29 protein-coding genes are annotated in these 23195 nt (G+C 68.6%); 20 read left to right on the top strand and 9 right to left on the bottom strand.

Annotation, left to right across the window (positions count from 1 at the left end; all coding sequences use genetic code 11):
- Positions 1-8: 8 nt before the first annotated feature.
- Positions 9-173 carry a hypothetical protein gene (locus M3M54_RS06680; protein ID WP_249021402.1) on the top strand — a complete coding sequence of 55 codons (165 nt, stop codon included), beginning with the start codon at positions 9-11 and terminating at the stop codon, positions 171-173.
- A 32-nt stretch (positions 174-205) separates the two neighbouring features.
- On the opposite strand, the gene M3M54_RS06675 is transcribed toward M3M54_RS06680, so the two are convergent.
- Positions 206-493 (bottom strand): DUF4235 domain-containing protein, encoded by a 288-nt coding sequence (locus tag M3M54_RS06675; RefSeq protein ID WP_249021401.1) that lies wholly within the window; start codon positions 491-493, stop codon positions 206-208.
- Positions 494-627: 134 nt separating this feature from the next.
- On the opposite strand from M3M54_RS06675, the gene M3M54_RS06670 reads away from it, so the two are divergent.
- Positions 628-1335 carry a hypothetical protein gene (locus M3M54_RS06670; RefSeq protein WP_249021400.1) on the top strand — a complete coding sequence of 236 codons (708 nt, stop codon included), beginning with the start codon at positions 628-630 and terminating at the stop codon, positions 1333-1335.
- Between the two features lie 21 nt (positions 1336-1356).
- Here the strand turns inward: M3M54_RS06670 and M3M54_RS06665 are convergent, their stop codons facing one another.
- Positions 1357-1683, bottom strand: a complete 327-nt coding sequence (locus tag M3M54_RS06665; protein ID WP_249021399.1) for a hypothetical protein — start codon at positions 1681-1683, stop codon at positions 1357-1359.
- 79 nt (positions 1684-1762) lie between these two features.
- Between M3M54_RS06665 and M3M54_RS06660 the strand changes: the two genes are divergently transcribed.
- The 8 genes from M3M54_RS06660 to M3M54_RS06625 all read left to right on the top strand — a co-directional run bounded on the left by M3M54_RS06660 (position 1763) and on the right by M3M54_RS06625 (position 10816).
- On the top strand, positions 1763-2437 hold the full coding sequence (locus tag M3M54_RS06660; RefSeq protein ID WP_249021398.1) for a 50S ribosomal protein L25: 675 nt from the start codon (positions 1763-1765) through the stop codon (positions 2435-2437).
- A 15-nt stretch (positions 2438-2452) separates the two neighbouring features.
- Positions 2453-3070: an aminoacyl-tRNA hydrolase gene (pth, locus tag M3M54_RS06655; RefSeq protein WP_249021397.1), complete on the top strand. Its 618-nt coding sequence runs from the start codon at positions 2453-2455 to the stop codon at positions 3068-3070.
- Positions 3067-6507 carry a transcription-repair coupling factor gene (mfd, locus tag M3M54_RS06650; RefSeq protein ID WP_249021396.1) on the top strand — a complete coding sequence of 1147 codons (3441 nt, stop codon included), beginning with the start codon at positions 3067-3069 and terminating at the stop codon, positions 6505-6507. The genes pth and mfd overlap by 4 nt, the downstream gene beginning before the upstream one ends.
- 105 nt (positions 6508-6612) lie before the next feature.
- On the top strand, positions 6613-7866 hold the full coding sequence (locus M3M54_RS06645) for a peptidyl-prolyl cis-trans isomerase (protein WP_249021395.1): 1254 nt from the start codon (positions 6613-6615) through the stop codon (positions 7864-7866).
- Positions 7866-8648, top strand: a complete 783-nt coding sequence (gene mazG / locus M3M54_RS06640; RefSeq protein ID WP_249021394.1) for a nucleoside triphosphate pyrophosphohydrolase — start codon at positions 7866-7868, stop codon at positions 8646-8648. Before M3M54_RS06645 ends, mazG begins: the two co-directional genes overlap by 1 nt.
- 70 nt (positions 8649-8718) lie before the next feature.
- Positions 8719-10002: a phosphopyruvate hydratase gene (gene eno, locus M3M54_RS06635; protein WP_249021393.1), complete on the top strand. Its 1284-nt coding sequence runs from the start codon at positions 8719-8721 to the stop codon at positions 10000-10002.
- A 93-nt stretch (positions 10003-10095) separates the two neighbouring features.
- Complete coding sequence (locus M3M54_RS06630; RefSeq protein WP_249021392.1) at positions 10096-10470, top strand: hypothetical protein; 375 nt, start codon at positions 10096-10098, stop codon at positions 10468-10470.
- A 34-nt stretch (positions 10471-10504) separates the two neighbouring features.
- Positions 10505-10816 (top strand): hypothetical protein, encoded by a 312-nt coding sequence (locus M3M54_RS06625; protein WP_249021391.1) that lies wholly within the window; start codon positions 10505-10507, stop codon positions 10814-10816.
- Positions 10817-10861: 45 nt separating this feature from the next.
- On the opposite strand, the gene M3M54_RS06620 is transcribed toward M3M54_RS06625, so the two are convergent.
- Positions 10862-11461: a hypothetical protein gene (locus tag M3M54_RS06620; RefSeq protein ID WP_249021390.1), complete on the bottom strand. Its 600-nt coding sequence runs from the start codon at positions 11459-11461 to the stop codon at positions 10862-10864.
- A gap of 193 nt (positions 11462-11654) precedes the next feature.
- Here M3M54_RS06620 and csrA point away from each other — a divergent pair, with 193 nt between their 5' ends.
- Positions 11655-11903, top strand: coding sequence for a carbon storage regulator CsrA (csrA, locus tag M3M54_RS06615; protein ID WP_249021389.1), 249 nt, complete (start codon positions 11655-11657; stop codon positions 11901-11903).
- Positions 11904-12016: 113 nt separating this feature from the next.
- On the opposite strand, the gene M3M54_RS06610 is transcribed toward csrA, so the two are convergent.
- The 3 genes from M3M54_RS06610 to M3M54_RS06600 all read right to left on the bottom strand — a co-directional run bounded on the left by M3M54_RS06610 (position 12017) and on the right by M3M54_RS06600 (position 13465).
- Positions 12017-12169: a hypothetical protein gene (locus M3M54_RS06610; RefSeq protein ID WP_249021388.1), complete on the bottom strand. Its 153-nt coding sequence runs from the start codon at positions 12167-12169 to the stop codon at positions 12017-12019.
- Between the two features lie 316 nt (positions 12170-12485).
- Entirely contained in the window at positions 12486-12926 is a 441-nt protein-coding gene (locus M3M54_RS06605; protein WP_249021387.1) for a hemerythrin domain-containing protein, read from the bottom strand.
- The gene (locus M3M54_RS06600; protein ID WP_249021386.1) at positions 12926-13465 is read right to left on the bottom strand and encodes a cupredoxin domain-containing protein; all 540 of its coding nucleotides are present in this window, start codon (positions 13463-13465) and stop codon (positions 12926-12928) included. Before M3M54_RS06600 ends, M3M54_RS06605 begins: the two co-directional genes overlap by 1 nt.
- A gap of 228 nt (positions 13466-13693) precedes the next feature.
- Between M3M54_RS06600 and M3M54_RS06595 the strand changes: the two genes are divergently transcribed.
- From M3M54_RS06595 to M3M54_RS06580, 4 genes are all read left to right on the top strand, one after another.
- The gene (locus M3M54_RS06595) at positions 13694-13897 is read left to right on the top strand and encodes a heavy-metal-associated domain-containing protein (RefSeq protein WP_249021385.1); all 204 of its coding nucleotides are present in this window, start codon (positions 13694-13696) and stop codon (positions 13895-13897) included.
- Positions 13897-16104 carry a cation-translocating P-type ATPase gene (locus M3M54_RS06590; RefSeq protein WP_249021384.1) on the top strand — a complete coding sequence of 736 codons (2208 nt, stop codon included), beginning with the start codon at positions 13897-13899 and terminating at the stop codon, positions 16102-16104. The genes M3M54_RS06595 and M3M54_RS06590 overlap by 1 nt, the downstream gene beginning before the upstream one ends.
- 29 nt (positions 16105-16133) lie before the next feature.
- Positions 16134-16454, top strand: coding sequence for a metal-sensitive transcriptional regulator (locus M3M54_RS06585; protein WP_256465841.1), 321 nt, complete (start codon positions 16134-16136; stop codon positions 16452-16454).
- A gap of 294 nt (positions 16455-16748) precedes the next feature.
- The gene (locus M3M54_RS06580) at positions 16749-17039 is read left to right on the top strand and encodes a hypothetical protein (RefSeq protein ID WP_249021383.1); all 291 of its coding nucleotides are present in this window, start codon (positions 16749-16751) and stop codon (positions 17037-17039) included.
- A gap of 23 nt (positions 17040-17062) precedes the next feature.
- Here M3M54_RS06580 and M3M54_RS06575 read toward each other — a convergent pair whose 3' ends face one another.
- Together M3M54_RS06575 and M3M54_RS06570 are read right to left on the bottom strand one after the other, a co-directional pair.
- A complete protein-coding gene (locus M3M54_RS06575; protein WP_249021382.1) occupies positions 17063-17311 on the bottom strand; it encodes a hypothetical protein in 249 nt (82 codons plus the stop codon).
- Between the two features lie 36 nt (positions 17312-17347).
- Positions 17348-18268 carry a 2-deoxy-5-keto-D-gluconate 6-phosphate aldolase domain-containing protein gene (locus M3M54_RS06570; RefSeq protein WP_249021381.1) on the bottom strand — a complete coding sequence of 307 codons (921 nt, stop codon included), beginning with the start codon at positions 18266-18268 and terminating at the stop codon, positions 17348-17350.
- 137 nt (positions 18269-18405) lie between these two features.
- Here M3M54_RS06570 and M3M54_RS06565 point away from each other — a divergent pair, with 137 nt between their 5' ends.
- Genes M3M54_RS06565 through M3M54_RS06555 form a run of 3 tightly spaced genes read left to right on the top strand, consistent with a single transcriptional unit; the run spans position 18406 to position 20218 of the window.
- Complete coding sequence (locus tag M3M54_RS06565) at positions 18406-19161, top strand: rhomboid family intramembrane serine protease (protein WP_249021380.1); 756 nt, start codon at positions 18406-18408, stop codon at positions 19159-19161.
- A gap of 20 nt (positions 19162-19181) precedes the next feature.
- Entirely contained in the window at positions 19182-19535 is a 354-nt protein-coding gene (locus M3M54_RS06560; RefSeq protein ID WP_249021379.1) for a hypothetical protein, read from the top strand.
- 5 nt (positions 19536-19540) lie between these two features.
- Positions 19541-20218, top strand: a complete 678-nt coding sequence (locus M3M54_RS06555) for a metal-dependent hydrolase (RefSeq protein WP_249021378.1) — start codon at positions 19541-19543, stop codon at positions 20216-20218.
- A gap of 23 nt (positions 20219-20241) precedes the next feature.
- Here the strand turns inward: M3M54_RS06555 and M3M54_RS06550 are convergent, their stop codons facing one another.
- Positions 20242-20574 (bottom strand): tRNA-binding protein, encoded by a 333-nt coding sequence (locus tag M3M54_RS06550; protein WP_249021377.1) that lies wholly within the window; start codon positions 20572-20574, stop codon positions 20242-20244.
- 172 nt (positions 20575-20746) lie between these two features.
- On the opposite strand from M3M54_RS06550, the gene M3M54_RS06545 reads away from it, so the two are divergent.
- Positions 20747-21790, top strand: a complete 1044-nt coding sequence (locus M3M54_RS06545) for a hypothetical protein (RefSeq protein WP_249021376.1) — start codon at positions 20747-20749, stop codon at positions 21788-21790.
- Positions 21791-21831: 41 nt separating this feature from the next.
- Positions 21832-23172: a sigma-70 family RNA polymerase sigma factor gene (locus M3M54_RS06540; RefSeq protein ID WP_249021375.1), complete on the top strand. Its 1341-nt coding sequence runs from the start codon at positions 21832-21834 to the stop codon at positions 23170-23172.
- The last annotated feature ends 23 nt before the right edge of the window (positions 23173-23195 follow it).

Raw genomic sequence — 23195 nt, 5'->3', positions numbered from 1 at the left:
ATTCGACGATGACAAGACGCAGGTCGTTCACCAGCCAGCTCTACAGAGCCGCCCGCATCTCAAACAACATCGGTTCGCTGCGTAGCCCCACACGCGCCGTCAGGCGGGCAAAGAACGTGGCCGTCGGTCGCGCGCTGGGCCGCGCCGGGGTTTGGCGCAGGCTCTGGAAGTGAGACGCCCGGCGCTTGCCTGTCAGGCGCGCGTGTCAGGCGCGCGGGTCTGAGGCGCGCGAGCCGACGGGCCAGGCGCCGAACAGGCGGTGAAAGACGCGCGCCGCCAGCTGCCTGGCCACGGCGGCACCGGCGGCGAGCGTCGCAGCCTCGAGGGCCGCGGCGAGCGCGACCCGCGCGAGGGGCAGCTCAGGAGTGCTCGGGGACGGTGGGCCGGCTTGACCGGAGATCCGCTCCCAGACGGCTCGGAACGCTCGCCTGCCGGCAAACGAGCCAATCGCACCAGCTGCGACCGAGAACGGCAGGTAGGCCAAGCGCTTCATCGCAACTGAGACTACCCGACACGCGAGCCTCAACCGACAGCTAACAGGAGGCGATAAATGACCTAACCACGGCCGCCGCGAAATGTGCATAAATGGTTACGCATATCCCACCGTTGGCTGCTTGGAGGTGAGACATGCAGGAAGAGGCAAGCGAGTATCAGGACGGCGACGCGGAGGACCTGCTCAGGCGCGCTCTGCTCGACGCTGACTCGGCGGTCAGCGTGTCGCTGCGCATCGACGGCCTGCCCGTCAGCGACGCGGTCACGGTGATCTTCTACGCGCGACGCGATCTGGGGACACTTCAGACCTATCTGACGCCTGGGAGCCGTGGCGCGGGTGCGACCGTCTCGCCCGGTGAGCTCCTGCGTGTGCCCTGCGATCTGGATCTCGCGGATGCGGCCGACCGGGCCGACGCGGAGCGACTCTACGCCCAGCAGGCCCGAACCCTGCGCGACACGGTGCTGAGCGCCGATCTGATGCTCGAGCTCTGGCGCGAGGCGCTAGTTGAGCTGCTCGGCAACGTGGTGATCAGCACGTCGGCGAGCGTGCCGGTGCGTGCGCCGCTGCCGCGGCTGCTGCCGACGGCGCTGCTGGCCACGGAGTCGCAGGTGCTCGTCACACCGGTGTGCAGCGCCCGGACGCTCGCGGAGGGCCAGCCGCCGGTGGGCATCGCCTGCATCCAGCAGGAGCTGGCGCGGGTCTATCCGCTGGCCGAAGATCCGGAGGGCTGCGTGATCGACTTCATGGAGCGTGCGGCCCGTCATGCCCACGACCTGGCCGAGCAGATCGCACATCAGGAAGCGTCGGTCGAGCGCTTTCTCGAGTTGAGCGACGCCGCCTGAGCCGGCGCGCTCGCCTGGTCCTCAGCGGTCCGAGCGGACAGGCTTACGCGGCGCGGGCTCGTGCGATGGGCGCCGCTCCGGGGCGCCGAGCCGGTCGGCAACGCGGCCCGGTTCACGCAGGCGCACGCCGGACTGGTCGGCGTCCGGCAGGGGGATGCCTCCGCCCGGCCACCGGCTCGGGTCGGGTTTGACGTTCGGCAGGTTGCCCCAGCCGTCATCCGAGCCGTCGCCATCCTCATCCTGCTCGGGCGGAGACTCGCGCAATGCCGGCAGCAGCAGGATGCCGATCGCCGCGAATCCGAAGATGTGCACGCCGACGAGAAACAGCATCACCTGGAACGCCGTCATTGCTACAGAGTACAGCGCGCGCATAGCTGAGCTGGGGGAAGTTCGCGAACTGACAGCGCTCGCTACCATCGCTTGACCTATGTCAGAAAAGACCACAAGCCTCTCCGCCTCAAGACGCGAGCCAAACGGTTCGCGCGGGGCGCGCCGCCTCCGTCGTGAGGGCCAGGTTCCCGGCACCGTATACGGCGGTGGTAAGGACCCGGTCTCCTTCCAGATCGAAGCTCGCACGCTGCGCAACGCGCTCGCCAGCACCGGCGCCGTCATCGACCTGTCGCTCGACGGCGAAAAGCCCGAGCCGGTGGTGCTCAAGGAACGCGCCCGCCACCCCGTCAGCGGGGAGACCATGCACGTCGACCTGCTGCGTGTGGACCTCGCCAAGCCGATTCAGCAGCCTGTGCCACTCGAGCTCCTTGATGTCGAGGACTCCGACGTCAAGGTCGGCGGGATCCTCGAAAACACCGTGCGCGAGCTCGTGGTGGAGGCCGTCCCGACATCGATCCCCGACGTTATCCAGCACAGCGTCGCGGGCCTGAAGGTCGGCGCCAGTGTCACACTCGGCGAGATCCAGGCGCCTGCGGGCACGACGATCATCGGCGACCCGGAACTCGTGATCGCGACGATGCGCACCTCGCGTGGAATGGTGGCCTCGGAGGCCTCTGGTGTGGTCGAACTCGAGACCGAGGTGATCGGCGAGGAGGTCGCAGGCGTGGAAGACGACGCTCACGCCTCCGACAGCGCCGAGCGCAACCAATAGCCAAGCCGGCCGCGGATGCCGCCGGCGCCAAGCCGCAGCGCTCCCGTCGACTGGCTGCTGGTCGGCCTGGGCAATCCCGGACCGGCCTATGACTGGACGCCACACAACATCGGCTTCATGGTGGCCGCATCGTTGCGGGTGCGGTGGGGGCTCGGCAAGCCGACTACCAAGTACCGTGGGCTGATCAGCCAGGGCTCCGCGATCGTGGGCCACGACCCGCAGACCGGCATGCCGTTGCGGGCGCGTGTCGCGCTGCTCGAGCCGCAGACCTTCATGAACGAGGCCGGCAGGTCGGTCGGCCCCGCCAGTGGCGCGCTGCACGTACCCGCACAGCGAGTGATCGTGGTGCACGATGAGATCGACCTGCCGTTTGCCGAGATTCGCACCAGGCTTGGCGGGGGACTGGCCGGTCACAACGGCCTGAAGTCGGTGAAAGCCGCGCTAGGTACAGCTGAATTCCAGCGGGTGCGGATCGGCGTCGGCCGTCCGCCGAGCACCGACCCGGAGCTGGTCGCCGCCTACGTCCTCGGCCGCTTCAGGCAGCCAAGGGATGAGGTCCAGGCGCTGGTCGTCGCCGCCACGGCCGCGGTTGAAGAGCTGCTCGCCGCGGAGCTGCCCAAGCTGCTTAAGTGAGTGAGGTAGCGATGCTCCGCAGCCTGCTCCGCCACGCCGATGAGGACCCGCAGACCGGCCGACTGCACGCCGACGGCGGCCGTGCCTTCGTGTCGCAGTCGCTGCGCCCGTTCCTGATCGCCGCGCTGCTTGACCGTGAGCCGGCGCGGCCTGCGATCGTGGTGGCCGGCGATGACCGCCACGCGCGCGAGCTGGCCTCAAGCCTGCGGGCGTGGCTCGCGCCACGGCGCGTGCGCCACTACCCGAGCCGCGGGGTCACCTACGAGTCGCATCTCGCGCCGCCCGCGCACCTGACCGGCCAGCGCATCGCGGCCCTGGATGCGCTGCTCGCCCCCGAGTCGGACCGGCACGCCGTCGGTGCGCCGGTCGTGGTGGTGAGCGCCGTGGCGCTGTCGGAGAAGGTGCCCGACCCCTCGCTGCGACCTCACGGCTTCACGCTCCGGCGCGGCGAGCTGATCGATCTCAGCGAGACGCAGGCCGACCTGGTCGCGGCCGGCTACGAGCGGGTCGACCAGGTGGAGGACCGCGGTCAGTTTGCGATCCGCGGCGGCATCCTCGACCTCTTTCCCGCGACCGAGGACCGCGCCGCCCGCGTCGAGCTCTTCGGTGATGAGATCGAGCGGCTGAGCTGGTTCTCGACGTTCACGCAGCGCTCGCTCGGTGACGCCGACGAGGTGGAGGTGGCGCCGGCCGCGGAGCTGGCCGCCGAGTACCGGGAGCTGGCCGAGTTGGCGGCCGCCGAGGGTGAGGACAGCCGGCCCGACATCACCGAGCTTTTGCCGGTCGAGGACTTCCGCAGCCTGCTCGAGCTGATCGACGCGCGCACCAGCGTGCTGTTGGCCGCCGAGGAGGAGCTCGCGCCGGCGCTGGCGGACCACTGGCAGGATGTGACCGTCGCCTTCCACGACCAGGAGGCACACCACCTGTACCTCGCGCCCGAGGCGATCACCGACGAGCTCGAGGCCCGTGCCCACATCCGCCTCTCCTCGATCGACCAGGATCAGCGCTACCAGTTCCGCAGCCAGGCGGCCGACGTCGGCGCGCGCGGCATCCGTGAAGCCGAGCCCGAGCTCGAGAAGCTGACCCGCTCCGGCTACCGCACGGTCGTCACCTTTGCGGTGCGCGGCGAGGGGGAGCGCGCCGCCTACAACCTCGGCCGCCTGAGGGTCGCCTGGCTGGACGGCGAACGCACCGCCGGTGGTCCCGCTGGACCACCGGCGGGAGCGGCAGGCTCAGGCCAACTGAGCTTCGCCCACGCGCGGCTGCGCGATGGCTTCATCGCGCCGCAGTTCCACCTGGCGGTGATCCCGGAGCAGCGACTGTTCCGCCGGCGCCGGGCGACCGGCGGTGCCGACGCTCCCGCTCGCCTCGGTCGCCGTGGCGCGCTGCGCTCGTTCGCGGACCTGCGCACGGGCGACATCGTCGTGCACGAGGACCATGGGGTGGCGCGCTTTGCCGGCTTTGACACCAAGACGGTCGCCGGGATCACGCGCGACTACCTGAACCTGGAGTTCGCCGGCACCGACCGCGTCTTCATGCCGGTCGAGCAGCTCGCCAAGATCAGCCGCTACGTCGGCGGTGGGGGCGAGCACGGGCCGGCGCTCTCCAAGCTCGGCGGCACGCGCTGGGACACGGTCAAGGCGCGGGCGCGGCGTGCCGCCCGGGAGATGGCCGGCGAGCTTTTGAACCTCTACGCCGAGCGCAGGCGCCGCCAGGGTCACGCCTTCCCGCCTGACGGTGAGTGGCAGATCGAGTTCGAGGCCGCCTTCCCCTACAGCGAAACCCCCGACCAGCGCGACGCGATCGACTTCGTCAAGGCTGACATGGAGGCGCCGCGCCCGATGGATCGCCTGATCTGTGGCGATGTCGGCTACGGCAAGACGGAGGTTGCCCTGCGGGCGGCCTTCAAGGCCGTGCAGGACGGCAAGCAGGTGATGGTGCTGGTGCCGACGACGATCCTCGCGCAGCAGCACTACGGCACCTTCGCCGAACGCCTGAAGGACTATCCGGTGAAGATCGAGCACGTCTCCCGCTTCCGACCGGCGAGCGAGCAGAAGGAGGCGATCGCGGCCTTTGCGCGCGGCCAGGTGGACATCCTCATCGGAACCCACCGGCTGCTCTCACGGGACGTGCGGGCCAAGGACCTCGGCCTGCTGATCATCGACGAGGAGCAGCGCTTCGGCGTCAAGCAGAAGGAGCTGCTCAAGTCGCTCAAGCTGAAGGTGGACGTGCTGGCGATGAGCGCCACGCCGATCCCCCGCACCCTGCAGATGTCGCTGGCCGGGATCCGCGACATCAGTGTGATCGAGACCGCCCCGGAGGGCCGGCGGCCGGTGAAGACCTATGTCGGCGAGTACGACGAGGAGCTCGTCAGGGCGGCGCTCGAGCGTGAGCACGCGCGTGGCGGGCAGGCGTTCTTCCTGCACAATCGCGTCGAGTCGATCGACGAGACGGCTGAGCGCCTGCGCGGCCTGGTTCCAGGGATGCGCTTTGCGGTTGCGCACGGCCAGCTGGAGGACGCGGAGCTCGAGCGCCGCATGCTGTCGTTTCTGCGCGGTGACGCCGACGTGCTGGTGGCCACCTCGATCATCGAGTCAGGGATCGACATCCCCCAGGCCAACACGCTGGTCGTCGAGCGCGCCGACACCTTCGGCCTCTCGCAGCTCTACCAGATCCGTGGCCGTGTCGGGCGTTCGCGTGAGCGCGCCTACGCCTACCTGCTCTATCCATCCTCGGCGGCACTGACAGCGGAGGCCGCCCAGCGCCTGGCGGCGCTCAGCGACTACAGCGAGCTGGGGGCCGGTTTCAAGGTGGCGATGCGCGATTTGGAGATCCGGGGCGCCGGCAACCTGCTCGGCGAGGAGCAGTCCGGGCATGTGGCCGCCCTCGGCTTCGAGCTTTACATGCAGATGCTCGACGAGGCTGTCTCGGCGCTCGCCGCCGAGTCAGGGGCGGAGGGGCAGGAGCCGGAGTGGGAGCCGGTACGGCTCGAGGTCTCGGTCGACGCCTACGTGCCGGCCGACTACATCCCCTACGAGCAGGCCAAGGTGGACGTGCACCGCCGCATCGCCGCGGCCCGTGAGGTGGCGGAGATCGGCCTGCTGCGCGAAGAGCTGATCGATCGTTTCGGCGAGCTGCCCGAGCCGCTTGAGAACCTGCTTGTGCTGCAGACCGCCAGGATCAAGCTCGGGCAGGCGGGGGCCACCGCCGTCTCGTTCAAGGGCGGTCGTCTGGCCGTCACCCCGATCGAGCTCGACTCGGCGCGTGTGCGGGCGCTGCGCGCGCAGCTGCCGGAGGCGATCTACGAGTCCGGGCGCTCCCAGCTGTCGATGCGCGTAACCGGTGAGCCACACGCCCAGCTCGAGGCGGTGGTGCGTGCCGCCGATGCGCTGCTCTCGGTCATCGTCGCCGACGTCGGCGAGCCGGCGGCGGCCTGAACCGGAGCGCCTGCAGGCACCGCCGACAGCCCTGCTGAAGAAGCTTCTAAGGAAGATCGTCCGGCGCGCCGCCGCTTTCCCGGCCTGCCGCTACCATCGGCGCGGATGCTGATCTCCAGGAAGCTCGCGGCCGGTGCCGCATTTTTTGTACTGGCGGGCGCGGTGGCTGGCTGTGGCAGCTCAGTCCCGTCGAGCGCGGTCGCGGAGATGGCCGGTAACCCGATCACGCTGCCGGCCTACAAGCACTGGATGTACGTGGCCGCCAAGGACGTCGTCTCACAGGAGGCGGCCCAGGGTGTGAGCGCCCCGGTGATCGTCTCGAGCGACCCCAACAACTACTCGAGCTGCATCAACAACCTTCATACCGGTGTCGCGTCGCTGCACAGCGCGACTCACAGCACACTGCTGGGCTACTGCAAGGAGGTGTTCACCAGCGACACCTCCCAGGTGCTGCAGTTCCTGCTCGAGGGCTACTGGTACCAGGCTCAGGCGCACAAGCTCGGCCTCAAGGCGCCGAAGCTGCTCAAGGACTTTGACGCCTACGTCAAGAAGCAGTGGCCCACCAATAAGGTCTTCGCAAGCTACCTGAAGTCAAGCGGGCAGACCCGCCAGGACCTGCTCTTTCAGTACACGGTCGAGACCTACTACCTGAAACTGCTCAAGGCCGCTGAGAAGCCGGTCACCAAAAAGCAGATCGCCGCCTACTACGCGGCGCACAAGAGCTCCTACGGCACGCCTGAGAGCCGCGATGTGCATCTGCTGCGGACCAAGAGTGCGGCGCAGGCGCAGGCGGCGGTCAACGCGCTCAAGGCGGGCCAGAGCTGGACGGTCGTAGCGCGCAAGTACTCGGCCGACGCGACCGGCAAGCTCAACGGTGGTCTGCTGGATGGTGTGACCTCGGGCGAGTACGAGGTGGCGGCCAACAACGCGATCTTCAACAACCCCGTGGGCAAGCTGGTCGGCCCCGTCAAGGGTGTGCTCGGCTACTACGTCACGCAGGTCACCAAGATCGTGCCTGCGGTGCAGGAGCCGTTGGCCAAGGTCGCGGCGACGATCAAAACCACGCTCGAGAACGCACAGCAGACCGCTGCCGCGACGACGGTGGCGGACGCCGCCAAGAAGGCCTGGTTCAAAAAGACCACCTGCCGCAGTCCTTACGAGTCGCAGCTGGTCTGCAGTAACTACAAGGCGCCTCCGACCACGTCGGTGCCCTCGACCACCAGTGCGCCCTCGACCACCAGCTCGACGCCGACCACCAGCTCGACGGCGACCACCAGCTCGACGGCGACCAAGGCATCGACGACGGCGACCAAGTCCACGTCGACCACTACCTCGACGAAGAAGTCCAAGAAGGGCTAGTGGCTCCCAGCCCGGGCGAGGCGGAGAGCGCCGCCGCGCTCGGGACGCTCGATGCGATCACCAGGCGCCTGCGGCGCGACTGCCCCTGGGATCGCGAGCAGGATGCGCGCACGATCGTGCCGCACACGGTCGAGGAGGCCTACGAGCTGGCTGACGCAGCGCAGCGAGGTGACGATGCCAAGCTGCTTGACGAGCTGGGTGACGTGCTCTTCCAAGTTCACTTCCTGGCGCTGCTGCTCGAGGAGCGTGGCGCCGGCGACCTTGCTGCCGTTGCTCGGCACGCGTCGGAGAAGCTGGTGCGCCGCCACCCGCACGTGTTCGGTGAGGTGAGGGCCGACACCGCCGCCGAGGTGCTGCGCAACTGGGATCAGATCAAGGCGACCGAGCCGGGCCGTGAGGCCGGCGTGTTCGGCGAGGTGCCCGAGAACCTGCCCGGTCTGCTGTACGCGCGCAAGGTCCAGCGCCGCGCCGCCGCCAGCGGCTTTGACTTCGCCGGCACGGACACCGCGCTTGAGGCGTTGCAGGAGGAGATCGGCGAGCTTGGGGCGGCCGAGGGCGCCGAGCGCGGTTTTGAGGAGCTCGGCGACGTGCTGTTTGCGGTGGTCAACGTCGCGCGCAAGCGCAAGCTCGACCCAGAGCTTGCGGTGCGCGCTGCGGCCAGCCGTTTCCGCACGCGCGTCCAGGCGGCGGTGGACCTGGCCGCATCGCGCGGGCGAAACTGGAACGATCTCTCCGCCGACGAGCAGCTCGACCTCTACGCGCGGGTGCGCGTGGAGCAGTAGCGGCCCGAGCGCAGCCGCGGCTCTCATGCCGCGAACATATGGCAAGCACACCGAGGAGACCGACCCACAGATGAGCGAGATCGAGCAAGTCCACGCCCGCCAGATACTTGACAGCCGTGGCAACCCGACGGTGGAGGTGGAACTCGGCGTGCGCTCCGGCGCCTGGGGCAGGGCGGCGGTGCCCTCGGGTGCGTCCACCGGGGAATTTGAGGCCACCGAGTTGCGCGACGGTGGACCTGCCTGGCTGGGCAAGGGTGTCAGCCGCGCGGTCGCGAACGTCAACGGCGAGATCGCAGACGCGGTCCGCGGCCTCGAGGTCTCGGCCCAGGCCGCGCTCGATCGGGCGCTGATCGGCCTCGATGGCACGGCCAACAAGTCGCGGCTCGGCGCCAACGCGATCCTCGCGGTGTCGCTGGCCGCCGCTCATGCCGCGGCCGCGGAGGAGCGGATGCCGCTCTGGCGCTACCTCGGCGGCGAGCATGCCCGGGTCCTGCCGGTGCCGATGATGAACGTGCTCAACGGTGGCGCTCACGCCGACAACAGCATCGACTTTCAGGAGTTCATGATCGTGCCGGTCGGTGCGCCCACGTTCAGCGAGGCGCTGCGCATGGGTGCCGAGGTCTTCCACAACCTCAGGCGGACCCTGCACGATCGCGGGCTGGGCACCACGGTCGGGGATGAGGGGGGCTTCGCGCCAAACCTGTCGTCCAATCAGGAGGCGCTGGAGGTGCTGATGGAGGGCATTCGCGCCGCCGGCTACGCGCCCGGCGAGCAGATCGCCATCGCACTTGACCCCGCAACCTCAGAGCTCTACAGCGACGGTGCCTATCGGCTCGAGCACGAGGGCCGCACGCTCACGGCTGACGAGCTGACCTCCTACTGGACCGAGGTGGTGAACCGCTACCCGGTGATCTCGCTGGAGGACGGGATGGCGGAGGAGGACTGGGACGGATGGGTGAGGCTGACCAGTGCGCTTGGTGATCGCGTGCAGCTGGTTGGTGACGACATCTTCGTCACCAACACCGAGCGCCTGCGGCGCGGGATCGACCTGCACGCCGGCAACTCGATCCTGATCAAGGTCAACCAGATCGGGACTTTGACCGAGACGCTCGCGGCGATCAGGATGGCTCGTGAAGCCGGCTACACGGCGATCATCTCGCATCGCTCCGGGGAGACCGAGGACGTCACCATCGCCGACCTGGCGGTCGCGACGGGTTGCGGGCAGATCAAGACGGGTGCGCCCTCGCGGACTGACCGGATCGCCAAGTACAACCAGCTGCTGCGGATCGAGGAGGCACTCGGGGAGGCGGCTGAATACCCGGGACGGCGTGCCTTCCGCGCTGCCGGCAGCTGAAGCACACGCGCCGCCGCCGGCGGCGGGACGTAGCGACCACGGCACGGGGCAGGCAGGAAGCTGACCGTCGGTGGCGAAAGACGAAGCTCAGGGATGCCGCCCAGAGCCCAGACAACCGCCAGGCGTGACGCTCACACCGCACCGCTGCCGCACAGCAGGCCGCGCGCGGTCACGGGCCGGCTCCCCAGGTCGCGGGTTGGCTGGGACCGCAAGTTCCGGATTGTGCTGATCCTGGTCGTCGGCCTGATCGGATGGATCGGGCTGAAGGCGGGCCTGGCGCTGGTCGCCGCTCACGCCCAGGCGGCAGCCGAGACGAGGCTGGTGGTCTCCCTGCAGCGCCAGCACAGTGCACTGCTCGCGCAGGAGCGCTCCCTGTACCAGAAGGCGACGATCATCCGTGACGCCCGCAGCCTGGGGATGGTGGCCGCCGGCGAGCGGCCGTTCGTCGTGGTCAACCTCGGGCGCTGAGCGCCTCGGCTTGGCGGCTGACTTCGATCTGCTGATGACGCTCTGGCGTGATGGCCAGCAGCGTGTCGACGCGGCCGAGCCGGAGCTGCGCCGGAAGCTGGAGTCGGTGGTGGACGTGCTGGTTGCCGAGCTGCGGCGGCGGCTTGGTGTCACCGTCACGACCGCGGAGATCGCTGAGTACTACCTGTCGGAGGGGACCGATTGGTGTTTCCAGGCCGCGCACGCAGCCGCACCGGACACGCCCGAGGCGTGGGACATCGCCACCGTGGGCGGTGCCGCGTTTGCCAGGTTCTCCCGGGGTGCGCTGGACTGGAGCGGCGGCGTCAGGAAGTTCTCAGAGGATTGAGCGCGCGTCGCGGTCGGTGCCTGAGTGCGGGCCGGTGGCCGGCGCTCAATCTCCGGTGGTCTCGGGCGTTTCGGTCTCGGCTGAGCCGGCGCGCCGGATCGTGATCACGTCCTCGGCGATGGTCACCTCGACCGGACGGTGCCCGGCCCAGGACTCGGCATAGATCGGGTCGTCCTGGACGGCGGGATCAAGCCACAGGCCGATTCCCTCATCGCCGTGATCGAAGGTTGCCTCCCAGGGCCCGCCGGCCCTGGTCTTGCCACGGGCGCGGCCGCCACCGCGCCGGCTGCGGCGGCGCTTGGGCTTCTCCTCACCGTCGTCGTCAGCGGGCGCCTCGGCATCATCGGCCTGTGCTCTGGCGGCCGCCTCAGCCTCAGCGCGGGCGGCTGCAGCCTGAGCCTCAGCCTCAAGCTCGGCGGCGATCAGCGCGTCGTCGGCGGCGCGCAGATCGATCTCGTCGTCGAAGTCGGCGGTCGCCACGCCAGCGTCTGGTCCTGCGTCTGGCTCCAGTCCCTGCTCGCGCTTGAAGGTCTGGATCTGCTGAACGGTGACCTCGAGCTGGTGGGCGATCCAGGCGTCGGTGCGTCCCTGACGCACCCAGCCGCGGATCCTGTTGAGCTCCGGTCGCAAAGATCTTCTTGGCATAGAAACGCTGAGCATACAGAGCTGGCTGGACGCCGTTCGCGCCGGCTCACCGAAGTGGCTTTGGCGCAATGCACTTGCAAGCCGCCGCGTGGTCTGGATATGCTGGGCTGTGCGACTTGCCAACCCACCCCGGGTGCAGGTTCGTGCTCTGGTGGCGGATATCCACTGCAGGCTTTGAACCGGGGAGGAAGCGATGCTGGTACTTACACGGAAGGCGCACCAGAGCATCATGATCGGAGACGACATTGAGGTGTCGGTGCTTGCGATCATCGGCGAGAAGGTGCGCGTGGGCATCCAGGCGCCCCGCGATGTGCCGGTCTTCCGCAAAGAGGTCTACCTGGAGATTCAGGGCGAGCGCGGCGCCACGGTCGGCGCCGACGAACCCCAGGCTGAACTCGATGCGGCTCTGCGCGAGCTCGGGGAGCCTCCGGCCTCCGCCTAGAGCCAATACCGCTAGGTTAGGGTGCAACGCCGGTGATGCGGTGATGGCTTCTTTGGGCGCCTTGGCCGGTTGAGGCGGATCGCGGTGTTCAGGATGCTTGACCGGCCAGTTGCTCATCTTGCGCTTGATGACGGCTGGGTTGTGACGTGGCCGCCGATCACACGGACACGCTGGCCGTCGTTGCCTGCGCCCTGGTCTTTCTGGCTGGGGTAGATGCGGGCCAGGTATGAGCCGTCCGGTGGCTGGCGCTTGCGCGCTTGAACCATGCGACCATCGCGCCGAGAAGACCCGGGCCGCCCGAGCTTCCGCGCGTTGGCGAGTGTGTCGGCGACATCCAGGCAGGTGCCATCCAGGCTCATCAACCGCCACTGACGGTAGAACGCCCCTGTTCGACTCGCTCGCCAACGGGGCGCGCAGCCGTGTGCAACACCATTTCAAGCGGCTCCGGCAGAAAAAGCCCGCGTCAGAACCCCGATCGAAACGTGATCTGAAACGCGCTGATCAGACTGCGGCTTGACCCGACCAGACCGAGGCACACCACAGCACCAACCGGCACCCGGATCCTCACGTACCCTATTGCGTCTAGGCCGGCGATGTCCCGGCTTCGAGCTGCCGCCCGAGTCGGTCGAGCGATGCAGCATCCAGCGACTGTTCGATGTACGGGAACAGCTCGCGCTCCTCGAGCTGCACGTGCGCACGCAGGCGGGTGCCGAGCGATGCCGTTAGTTCGACCGTCGGCTCCAGGCGTCCGTGCCTGAGTGCGTCAGCCTGCTCGCGCAGGTACTCGTGGTCGGCGCGCACCCGTGCCCGCAACGACTCTGCTCTGTCGCCTGGCGGGAGCATCGGGAATAGCAGCGCCTCCTCGACCGCGAAGTGCCTGGCCTCGTGCTCGGCGATGAAGTCCGCGAACAGCGTCGCTGACGAGCGACAGGTGCCCTCGCCGGCGCGGGTGAGCGCGCTCGCGACAACCAGGGCGTGGTGGTGGTCGCGTGAGAGTGGTGCGAGCGCGGCGCTTCGCTTCATCAGGTCCGTACCGTCACCTGGCCGCGCATGTAACCATCATGCACCATCGCCCAGGAATCGCATGGCAGCGCGCACCACCATTGGTAGCTGCCAGGCGTCGCGGGAGCGACGAAGCTGAAGGTCGTCTTGCTTGGTGTGTCCGCCGAGCCGGCGGGGACCGTCGCGTCCACGCCGAGCGCTGAGGACGTGAACGAGTGGGGCATGTCATCGTAGTTGTAGACCGTAACCGTCACCCGCCGGCGGGCGCGCAGCGTGAAGTCGGCTGGCAGGAACGCGTCGTGCCAAGTGCCGTCTGGCCCGCGCCGAGCATGCTCGGCATCCGACCTCACGATGAGCGTCAGTGCCTGCGAGCCTTGTGCCTTGACCGTGCCGGCCCCCGAGTCGCTTTGTGGAGGCGGACTGCCGCCACGCATCATTCCGGAGCCCGGGCCCATCATCGAGTACCCGTCAGATCCGCGCGACGTGCGCGCCGCGAACACGTTTCGTGGGTGGCCATTCATGGCTATGGCGAGCACAACTCCGGCGAGGACGAGAACCAAGACCCCAGCGCCTGCGATCCCGGAGAGGGAGCGACGTGCCCGGTGCATTGGACGATCGTGACGCCATCGGGCGCGCTGCGCGTCCGTGCTTCTGTGCCGAGAGGGCGCGGCAATGCCGTAGCGTCCCCGGGGCATCCCTCGGTGGTGGCGGCCACCTCCTGCGAGATACTCCTCACGGGTATGCGATGTACCCCGTTGGGGTATGCTCTAAGAGACTAGGAGTGAACGATGGCCGACACGATCACCTACCGCGTTCCCGGGATGACCTGCAACCATTGCAAGGCGGCGGTGACGGAAGAGCTTTCCGGCGTCTCCGGGGTGGAATCGGTCGCCGTGGACCTCGACACCAAGCTCGTGGAGGTCAGCGGCGAGACCCTGGATGACAGCGCCCTGCGGGCAGCGATTGTCCAAGCGGGCTACGAGGCGGCGTGATGTCCACCCTGACCGAGCCGGTCCCCGCCCAGGCGCGGCCAGCCGAGCATGTCGAGCATGTCGAGCTGGTGATCGACGGGATGACCTGCGCGTCGTGCGCGACCCGCATCGAGAAGCGCCTCAACAAGCTGGATGAGGTGAGCGCGTCGGTCAACTTCGCGTCCGAGCATGCGACCGTCACCTTCGATGCAGGGAGCCTCTCGGTCGATGATCTGATCGGCGCCGTCGAAGCGGCCGGCTACCACGCCTCACTTCTCCAGGAGGCCACGCAGGAGGATGATCCTGCCCGCGTCTGGCTGCTCAGGTTGCTGATCGCCGCCGCACTCTCGGTGCCGCTGGCGGTGCTCGCCTGGGCGACGCCGCTTCAGTTCAACGGCTGGCGCTGGGTGTCCCTGGTGCTTGCGACTCCGGTGGTGGCCTACAGCGGCTGGCCGTTTCACCGTGCCGCAGCGGTGAATGCCAGGCATCTGGTGGCGACGATGGACACGCTGATCTCGGTGGGCACGCTGGCGGCGTGGATGTGGTCGGTGGTGGTGCTGGTGACCGGGATTCACGAGAGCGTGTACTTCGACGCCGCTGGATTGATCACGGCATTGATCCTGCTGGGGCGTTACCTCGAGGCGCGCGCCAAGCGCCGTTCGGGGGAGGCGATCCGCAAGCTGCTCGAGCTCGGCGCCAAGGAGGCGCGTGTGCTGCGGGACGGACAGGAGGTGCTCGTGCCGGTCGAGCAGCTGCAGGTCGGTGAGCTGTTCGTCGTGCGCCCGGGGGAGAAGGTGGCCACCGATGGGGTCGTCGAGAGCGGCACGTCGGCCGTCGACGCATCGATGCTGACCGGTGAGTCTGTCCCGGTCGAGGTGGCAGCCGGCGATCAGGTCGCCGGCGCGACGATCAACACCTCCGGCCGACTCGTCGTGCGCGCGACCAGAATCGGCGCGCATACCGCACTCGCACAGATCGCACGGCTGGTGAGTGACGCCCAGGCCGGCAAGGCGCCGGTGCAGCGACTCGCGGACCGGGTCTCAGCGGTCTTCGTCCCGGTCGTGATCGCGGTCTCGCTGCTGACGCTGGTCGGCTGGCTGGCGTTCGGCGCCAGCGCCGCCGCCGCTTTCACAGCGGCTGTGGCGGTGATCGTGATCGCCTGCCCCTGCGCCCTCGGTCTGGCCACGCCGACGGCACTGATGGTCGGCACCGGACGGGGCGCGCAGCTCGGAATCGTGATCAAGGGCCCGGAGATCCTCGAGCGTACACGCCAGCTCACCACGATCGTGCTCGACAAGACCGGCACCGTGACCGAGGGCAGGATGGCCGTCAGCGCAGCACTGACCGCTCCGGGCACCGAGCAGACCGAGCTTGTCCGGCTTGCGGCGGGTGCCGAGGACGCTAGCGAACACCCGATCGCGCGCGCGGTCGCGGAATACGGCCGCGCCCAGCTGGGCGCGCTTCCGACCGCCGAGAGCTTCGCCAACCGGGCAGGCCTCGGTGTCCAGGCGGTGGTCGACGGTCACGCCGTCCTGGTCGGCCGCCCAGCGTTCCTCGCCGAGTGGAGCGTCAAGCTGCCCGACGATCTCAATGCACAGGCTGAGCGGCTCGAGCAGAAAGGCAACACGGTCATCGCGGTCGCCTGGGACGGCGCCGCCCGCGGGCTGATAGCCGTTGCCGACCAGATCAAGCCGAGCAGCGCGCAGGCGATCGCCGAGCTGAAAGGCCTCGGTCTGCAGCCCGTGCTGCTGACCGGTGACAACGAGCGCGCCGCCCGCGCGGTCGCCGATCAGGTCGGCATCGAGCGCGTGCTCGCCGGTGTACTTCCCGACCAGAAGGCCGCCGAGGTCATACGGCTGCAGCAGCAGGGTGAGGTCGTGGCGATGGTCGGCGACGGTGTCAACGACGCACCCGCGCTGGCCCAGGCCGACCTCGGCCTGGCGATCGGCACCGGCGCCGACGTCGCGATCGAAGCCTCGGATCTCACGCTCGTCTCCGGCGACCTGCGCGCCGCCGCGGACGCGATCCGCCTGGCTCGCCGTACCCTGACGACGATCAAGGGCAATCTCTTCTGGGCATTCGGGTACAACGTCGTCGCCGTCCCGTTGGCGGTCGCCGGTCTGCTGAACCCGATCATCGCCGCCGGTGCGATGTCCTTCTCGAGCGTGTTCGTGGTCACCAACTCGCTGCGGCTGCGCCGCTTCCAATCCCGAAGGGAGACCCTGTGACGCGACCTGCAGCCAGCGCGACCGCCACACTGACCGCTGCCGCCACTCCGTCCGGCGCGCCGACCTACGGCTACACGGCCGACAAGGAGGCGCTCACCCGGCGCCTGCACCGCATCGAGGGCCAGGTCCGCGGGATCGAACGGATGGTCAACGACGAGCGCTACTGCATCGACATCATCACCCAGATATCGGCCATCACCACGGCGCTGGAGTCGGTCGCGTTCAAGATCCTCGACCAGCACGTCAACCACTGCGTGGCCGGCGCACTCGCCTCGGGCGACGAGGCCGTCGCCACCGAGAAGAGCCGCGAGCTGCTGGAAGCCGTTCACCGCTTCACCCACAGCCGCTAGAGGTCACACCAAGTGAGTAACCGGGTGCCCGAACGACGAGCACGCCGCCGCTCGCAACGACATTGATCCCGCACGTCGGGGACGCGCTGTCGTTCTCGTTCGGGATGTTCTGGGAGATCCCCTGGGCGCTGATCCTGGGTTTTGCTCTCTGAGCTAGCGTGCAGGCGGTTGTCAGCAGGCGCCAGATGTGGGAGCTGCTGACCGACGACGCGCTGAGCGGCTGGCAGTTCACCGCCACGCTCACAGGCCAAGCGCGGCGTCCTCGGCCGCATGGAGGGCGATGCCGAGATGGACATGAGCGTCGGGGACAGCGGCACGGTCTGGCAGCGAGTGCGCTCCGTGGATGGCTTTACGGCGACCAGCAACCACTTCGTCAGGGCCTGGGGAGCCGTGTGGACGGATGTCCTCGGCGGCCTGCTTTACGCTGCCGCCCCTCAGCCGATGTCGACCCAGACCGACTCTCGCTCACGCGCAGCCTGCGCAACCGGCCCCGGCGAGCGAACGCGCGTGTCGGCGAAGGCAAAAATGTCCAACTTCGCAGTCAAGCGTGCCCACCACAGGACCTGGCCGCAGCCGAAGTCTTGAATCTTGGGTATAGGCCCGGTGGCTCAGGCGAGCAGCAGGTAGAGCGTGGCGAACATGGCCACGGTCACGACGAGGGCCGTCAGCGCCAGCGACGCCGTGAGCAGGTAGAACCGCAGCGAGCTGTGTCGACGCTCACGCTCGCGCCAGCGCTGGCGCGAGCGGACAGCCGCCCTGCGTTCGAGCACCGCGCGTTGCTTTGCCGCCAGCTGGGTGTGCCTGCGGAACTCCTCTTCGAGCTGGTCGAGGCTCTGGCGCATCTTCATTGCCGGCATGGGGGCTACACGCTAGCGCGAAGCGGCCAACCTGCATCAGGCGACGAGGTTGCGCTCGTAGACCTGCACGAAGTGCAGGTAGTTGGCGGCGATCTGCGCGGCGGCCTCGGGGCGTGGCAGGCTGCCGCCGAGGAAGGCTGCCAGGGCGTCCCACCAGATGGAGCGTCCGATCGCAAAGCCGATGAAGCCCTCAACCGGTGCCGCCTGTGCGAGCCAGTGCTCGACCTTCTCGGTGGTGGCGCCGCGGCCGAGCAGGACGCAGGTGACACCCTCTCGCCCCGGGCCGCTGCGGGCCTGGGCGGCGAGCATCTCGGCGTCGGCGCGCTGATCCACGCCTTCGATCTTCCAGATGTCGACCTCGATCCCGAAGTTCTGGATGTCGGCGATCGCGCGCCGCATCAACTCGGGTCGCAGTTCGGCGTCGTAACGCTCGCCGCTACCTGCAACGCTCTGCAGCTGTGATGCTGTCGCGGGGACCAGTAGCTCGAAGAGGAACCTGCGGTCGTGTGCGTGCAGCCAGTCGGCGAGCCGCTTGAGCCGCCCGAGCTGGCGCGCGTTCATGGCGGCGTCGGGGTCATCGGGGTTGTAGCGCACCAGCACCTTCGAGAAACCAGGGTTGAAGCGCTCGATGTGGGCCGCGAAGTCCTCGCCGTATTCGAAGTCGAACTCATCCTGACCTGACTTCTCGACCGGCATCGCCAGGACGAGGCCGTGCTCGCGGGCGCGCTCGGGAACGTCTGAGCCGAACTGCTCGTCCACCAGTACGCCCGTTGCGCCCGCCTTGGCGCCAAGACGGACCGCCTCGAGCATGCCCTCGAAGATCAGGCGCTTGGCGTCCCCGATCCGGTCGACCTGTGCAGGGCTTGGATCGCCTTCGATCCCGAACATCTTCTTCTGGAAGGAGCCGCGATGGTCGAAGGCCAGAATGTAGATTTTGTCCTGATATCCAAGTGGCATTTGGTCCGCCTTCGGAGGGGTGCGTGGAACGTATTTCACGCGAGTCTAGAGCCGGCTCTGGTCGTGGTGCCGCCACCCCTTCCTCGGCGCTGCCACGGTTGTTTGAGCAGAGCCGTCGGCTGCTTACACTTGAGGTTATGAGTACCGGTGGCCCGCCCCTGTTTGTGGTCTGCAAGAACTGCGGGTCAGAGGTCAGCCCCTACATCACGGAGTGCCCCTACTGCGGCACACGGCTGCGTAAACGGGCACCTAAGCTCGACCGCCACGGACAGATCGCAGGCCGGCACCGTCACCGCCAGCTGGCGCCATCGCTGCCGCGGCTGCGTCGCGGCGAGATCCCCGGGATCAGGCATGAGTCACATCCCTACGCGACCGCGCTGTTTGTATCGCTGGGCGTGATCGGCGCGTTGCTGTGGCGCACGAACCTGATCGCCACCGGCAACCTGGTCGTTCTGGGTCCCACCGGGGACCGCTGGTGGCGCGTGCTGAGCGCGCCCTTCATCTATGACAACACCGGCTATGCGGTCCTTGCGCTGCTGGTCATCGCCGTCTATGGCTGGCTGCTCGAGCGACGACACGGACCTGTGGTGGTGCTGGCGCTGGTGCTGGCCGGTGGTGCGGGCGGGCTGGCTCTGGCCGGACAAGTCGGCACCGGGCTCTACATGGGTGGCAATGGCGCTGCGCTCGCGCTGCTGACCGCGTGGGCGGTCCCGGACCTCAGCCTGCGCCTGCGCCGGCGCGAGTACGAGGGCGACCTGATCGGGACCGGTGTGCTTGCGGCGGTGGTGGCACTGATGCCGCTCGCCGCTCCGAGCGCCAGCTGGGTGGCGGCCGGCGTCGGGATCGCGGCCGGCCTGCTGCTGGGATGGTTGCTCACACGTATCCACCACTGATCTGCCAAGCTGCTGAGCACGTGAGCTTCTCGCAGGTACAGCTGGAGGCGGCGATAGCCGCGCTCAGCCAGCCAGGACGGCTCGCTGACGCACAGGCGCTGGTTGCGAGCGTGGCGCCCGGGCTCGAGCGCGTGCTTGTCAGCGCGCTGCACGAGGGCGGCTGGTTTGACGCCGCGCACGAGGCCGCGGTCAGGGACGCCGCCGCTAACGCCGACGTCGAGACGCGGCTGACGGCCGTCCGGACGCTGTTTGCTGAGGAGACGCGGCTGACGATGCTGGTGGGGGTGGCCGTCGGGCTTGAGCTGGCCCGGGAGCTGGGGCACGACGCCGCGGGCGTGGATGCCGTCTCTGAGAGAAACGAACCGGAGGACTAGAAGCTATGGAGATCCGTTTTCACGGGCATGCAACATTTGAACTGGTGGATGGCGAGACGTCGGTGCTGATCGACCCGTTCTTGACCGGCAACCCCAAGGCGGTGGTGGCCGCCGAGAGCCTGAACCCAACCACGATCCTGGTGACCCACGGTCACGGCGACCACATCGCCGACGTCGTGCCGATCGCCCGGCGCACCGGCGCACCGGTGCTGGCGATCGTCGAGCTGGCCGGTGAGTTCGGCCAGGAGGAGGGTGTCAGCGCGCTCGACATCAACATCGGTGGCACGGTCAGCTTCGATTGGGGCTGGGTGAAGATGGTGCCGGCCTGGCACACCTCCACGACGCCCAAGGGCACACAGAGCACGCCCGCCGGTCTGCTGGTCAACTTCAAGGACACGGTCGTATACCACCTGGGAGACACCGCGCTGTTCTCCGACCTCAAGCTGGTTGGCAAACGCACCCCGATCGACTACGCGCTGATGTGCATCGGCGGGCATTACACCATGGATCGTCACGACGCCGTTGACGCCTGTGAGCTGGTGGGGGCCAAGACCGTGATCCCCTGCCACTACAACACCTTTCCGGCGATCGAGACCGACGCCGAGGCGTTCAAGGCCGACGTCGAGTCGGCCACAGGATCGCGCGTGGTGGTGCTCGCGCCCGGCGAGAGCCACAGCGTTTAGGGCTGACGCGGAGGGCTTGCGGCTCAACCGATCCGCGAGCCCACCTCGGCCTCCTGGTCGGGCCGCAGCAGAACCACGCCCAGCTGCGGGTCGAGCGCGCCGAGCACCAGCACCTCTGACATGAAGGGCCCGATCTGGCGCGGTGGGAAGTTGACGACGGCGACGACCAGCGTGCCCAGCAGCTCGTCGCGCGTGTAGCTGGTGATCTGGGCCGACGAGCGCTTGGTCCCGATCTGCGGGCCGAAGTCGAGCGTCAGCTTCCAGGCGGGCTTGTGCGCCTCGGGGAAGGTGTCGACGGCCATGATGCGACCGACGCGCATGTCGACTTTCATGAAGTGGTCGAAGTCGATCTCCATGTCGGGCCCATGGTATGCAGCGCGTGAGCGCGGTGCGCTCTGGCTCGCTGCCGGGGGGTGTGCCGGCCACGCGCCGGCCCGGGTAGCACTCGTACGTTCGTTGAGTCTCTGCGTGACCTTTCGGCTGGACGCACGTCTAACGCGATGTAAGCGGCCAACCGAAGGAGACGCGATGTTCCCCAGACCCAACTCACGTTCACTTGCCCGCGGGCTGACGCTCGGCGTGGTGGCGGGCGCCGCCGGCTTTGGCTTGGCTGGCGTGGCGGCGGCCGGGGGCGTGCGCGCGCACGCTCGTGCTCAGATCGTGCGCGGCACCGTGGTGCACGAGAACCGGCGAGCACATTCGTTCGTGGTTGTGGACGCACGTGGTGAGCTCTACGCGATCCACGCCGCCCGCAGACCGGCGCTTGCGAGCGCCGTCACGGTGGCCATCCGCCGCCTGCGCAACGGCACATATGCGCTCGAGCGGGTGCGAACGGACGCATCCCGGCACAGCGCCCAGGTGCGGATGCGCGGTGTGGTCACGTTCGTCGATCGGCGCAGCCACAGCTTTGTGCTCTCCGCCCCTGGTGTCTCGATGCTCGTCCACCGTGGCACTCGCAGGGCCGGGATCGCCTCGGCGGCCGGAGCCTCACCGTCGGTTGGGTCGGTGGACACGGTCTCGGCCAGCGTCGATGATCAGGGGTCGGTCGCGGCCACCGGCGTCACCCAGACGGCGCAGGCCACGAACGTCAACCTGGAGGGGATCGTGCTGGGCATTGATCCAGCCACCAACTCGATCACGATCTCGGCCACCGACAACAGCACGACCAGTGGTTCGATCACGGTCTCCATACCCAGCACGCTGAGCATCTCGCTGTTCAGCCTCGGCCAGGAGGTCGAGCTGACCGCGGCCACCGGGGCTGGCGGAACCTACACGCTGGTGGGCTCCTCGGGCGACCAGAGCCAGCAGGCGGCTGGGGATCAAACCGACCAGCAGGGCGTGCAGAACGACAGCGTCGACAGCCCGGACAGCGTCCAGAGCGGGGACAATCAGTCCGTGGGCGACGGCCAGTCCTCGAGCGACGGCCAGTCCTCGAGCGACGGCCAGTCCTCGAGCGACGGCCAGTCCTCTGGTGACGGCCCGGTCACGTCGCAGACAGGCACCGAGCAGTCGACGACGAGCACCGCGACAGTGCCCCCAACGACGACCCCGGCTGGGGGCGGCGATAACTGAACGGTCAATGATCCTGCTCTATCCTCGGGCGAGGGTCCGAGATGAAGAGTGACGGACGGCTTTACGGCCTGATCCTCGGCAGTCAGACCGACGAGCGCCTCTGTGCGCTCGTCGGCGCTGGTGATGAGCGGGCATTCGCGGTTCTGGCTGACCGTCACCGGGCGGAGCTGATCCGCGCTGCCGTCAGGGCTGGGGCGCAGGACAACGCTGAGGACGCGGTTCAGGACACGCTGCTGAGCGCCTGGAAGGCGCTGCGCGGCGGGGTGCAGGTGCGGCACCCGCGTGCGTGGCTGCATCAGATCGTGCGCCACGCCGTAATCACGCAGGCACGGCGGCGGCCAGGGGCTGAGCCATTGGGCGAGGAGCTGGCGGGAGCCGAGCTGGTTGTCGAGCAGCTGGTCAACCGTGACCTTGCACGCGAGGTGCTCTCCGAGATCGCGTCCCTGCCTGAGCGCCAGCGCGAAGCGCTGATCGCGACCGAGTTCGGCCAGCAGTCCCGGCGTGAGATCGCCGCTGAGCTCGGGGTCAGCGAAGGCGCGGTGCGTCAGCTCGTCTACCGTGCGCGCGACTCTGTGCGCATGGCGTTCAGCGCGGTCATGCCGCTGCCGCTGGTCACCTGGCTGCTGCGACCCCGCCTCGGTCCTGCCGAACGGCTCACGCGAGCGCTCCTCCGCGCCAACGGCTCGAGCTTAACGCAGACTCTGCTGAGCCAGCGCGGAGCGAGCAATCTGGTGCGCGGCGGTGCCGTGCTGTTGGCGGCCGGCGCGGCCGGCACGCTCGCGCTACCCCATCTGGTTGGTCACAGCCCACTTTCAGGCGGTACCGCCCCGCCCCTCGCGAGCCCTGGTTTGACGACCAGCCCCGACGGGGCTTCCGTTGGCCGGCTCTCGGGCGGTGCTCTCGGCCTGTCATCCGCGCGGGGTGGTGTGGCTGGCGCCGGGTCGCTGGCTCTGCTGGCCGGGGCCGAGCCGGAGCTGACAACGCACAAGCTGGAGGACTCTGGCGTGACCGTGTCGGGCTCTGACCTGCTCGAGTCGGTCGCGCACCACGCTGAGCTGGGCGACCGTGCCGAGCGTGCCCTCACCGGACCTGGTGGCTCACGCGGGCCGAGTTCAGGCGACGGCGGTGCGACTGCCACAGGCAGCTCCAGGTCTGCGGATGGCAGCCAGTCGGCCACATCCGCCGGCTCAGACGCTTCGACCGGTGCGCCAACAGTCAGCCCGCTGGCCGGTTCAGGCTCGACGGGTGGCACCGGCGAGAGCTCCTCTCAGTCCGCAAGCAGCTCCACGGATACTGCGAGCAAGGGCTCCGCCGATGGCAGCTCGTCGACTGACTCCTCGAGCCGATCCACCACCGGCAAGACGGGCTCGTCGGACAACTGAAGGCGCGCGCGGCTGGCTGCGGC

The organism is Conexibacter sp. S30A1 (genome assembly GCF_023330665.1).
GTDB lineage: Bacteria > Actinomycetota > Thermoleophilia > Solirubrobacterales > Solirubrobacteraceae > Palsa-465.
This window is presented reverse-complemented; position numbering and strand designations above follow the sequence as displayed.

What these genes read in the sequence shown, in the direction of transcription:
- M3M54_RS06680 (WP_249021402.1), top strand. Translation starts at nt 9, where the DNA reads ATGACAAGACGCAGGTCGTTCACCAGCCAGCTCTACAGAGCCGCCCGC.
- M3M54_RS06675 (WP_249021401.1), bottom strand. Translation starts at nt 493, where the DNA reads ATGAAGCGCTTGGCCTACCTGCCGTTCTCGGTCGCAGCTGGTGCGATT.
- M3M54_RS06670 (WP_249021400.1), top strand. Translation starts at nt 628, where the DNA reads ATGCAGGAAGAGGCAAGCGAGTATCAGGACGGCGACGCGGAGGACCTG.
- M3M54_RS06665 (WP_249021399.1), bottom strand. Translation starts at nt 1,683, where the DNA reads ATGACGGCGTTCCAGGTGATGCTGTTTCTCGTCGGCGTGCACATCTTC.
- M3M54_RS06660 (WP_249021398.1), top strand. Translation starts at nt 1,763, where the DNA reads ATGTCAGAAAAGACCACAAGCCTCTCCGCCTCAAGACGCGAGCCAAAC.
- pth (WP_249021397.1), top strand. Translation starts at nt 2,453, where the DNA reads ATGCCGCCGGCGCCAAGCCGCAGCGCTCCCGTCGACTGGCTGCTGGTC.
- M3M54_RS06645 (WP_249021395.1), top strand. Translation starts at nt 6,613, where the DNA reads ATGCTGATCTCCAGGAAGCTCGCGGCCGGTGCCGCATTTTTTGTACTG.
- eno (WP_249021393.1), top strand. Translation starts at nt 8,719, where the DNA reads ATGAGCGAGATCGAGCAAGTCCACGCCCGCCAGATACTTGACAGCCGT.
- M3M54_RS06630 (WP_249021392.1), top strand. Translation starts at nt 10,096, where the DNA reads ATGCCGCCCAGAGCCCAGACAACCGCCAGGCGTGACGCTCACACCGCA.
- M3M54_RS06625 (WP_249021391.1), top strand. Translation starts at nt 10,505, where the DNA reads ATGACGCTCTGGCGTGATGGCCAGCAGCGTGTCGACGCGGCCGAGCCG.
- M3M54_RS06620 (WP_249021390.1), bottom strand. Translation starts at nt 11,461, where the DNA reads ATGCCAAGAAGATCTTTGCGACCGGAGCTCAACAGGATCCGCGGCTGG.
- csrA (WP_249021389.1), top strand. Translation starts at nt 11,655, where the DNA reads ATGCTGGTACTTACACGGAAGGCGCACCAGAGCATCATGATCGGAGAC.
- M3M54_RS06610 (WP_249021388.1), bottom strand. Translation starts at nt 12,169, where the DNA reads ATGGTTCAAGCGCGCAAGCGCCAGCCACCGGACGGCTCATACCTGGCC.
- M3M54_RS06605 (WP_249021387.1), bottom strand. Translation starts at nt 12,926, where the DNA reads ATGAAGCGAAGCGCCGCGCTCGCACCACTCTCACGCGACCACCACCAC.
- M3M54_RS06595 (WP_249021385.1), top strand. Translation starts at nt 13,694, where the DNA reads ATGGCCGACACGATCACCTACCGCGTTCCCGGGATGACCTGCAACCAT.
- M3M54_RS06590 (WP_249021384.1), top strand. Translation starts at nt 13,897, where the DNA reads ATGTCCACCCTGACCGAGCCGGTCCCCGCCCAGGCGCGGCCAGCCGAG.
- M3M54_RS06580 (WP_249021383.1), top strand. Translation starts at nt 16,749, where the DNA reads ATGAGCGTCGGGGACAGCGGCACGGTCTGGCAGCGAGTGCGCTCCGTG.
- M3M54_RS06575 (WP_249021382.1), bottom strand. Translation starts at nt 17,311, where the DNA reads ATGCCGGCAATGAAGATGCGCCAGAGCCTCGACCAGCTCGAAGAGGAG.
- M3M54_RS06570 (WP_249021381.1), bottom strand. Translation starts at nt 18,268, where the DNA reads ATGCCACTTGGATATCAGGACAAAATCTACATTCTGGCCTTCGACCAT.
- M3M54_RS06565 (WP_249021380.1), top strand. Translation starts at nt 18,406, where the DNA reads ATGAGTACCGGTGGCCCGCCCCTGTTTGTGGTCTGCAAGAACTGCGGG.
- M3M54_RS06555 (WP_249021378.1), top strand. Translation starts at nt 19,541, where the DNA reads ATGGAGATCCGTTTTCACGGGCATGCAACATTTGAACTGGTGGATGGC.
- M3M54_RS06550 (WP_249021377.1), bottom strand. Translation starts at nt 20,574, where the DNA reads ATGGAGATCGACTTCGACCACTTCATGAAAGTCGACATGCGCGTCGGT.
- M3M54_RS06545 (WP_249021376.1), top strand. Translation starts at nt 20,747, where the DNA reads ATGTTCCCCAGACCCAACTCACGTTCACTTGCCCGCGGGCTGACGCTC.
- M3M54_RS06540 (WP_249021375.1), top strand. Translation starts at nt 21,832, where the DNA reads ATGAAGAGTGACGGACGGCTTTACGGCCTGATCCTCGGCAGTCAGACC.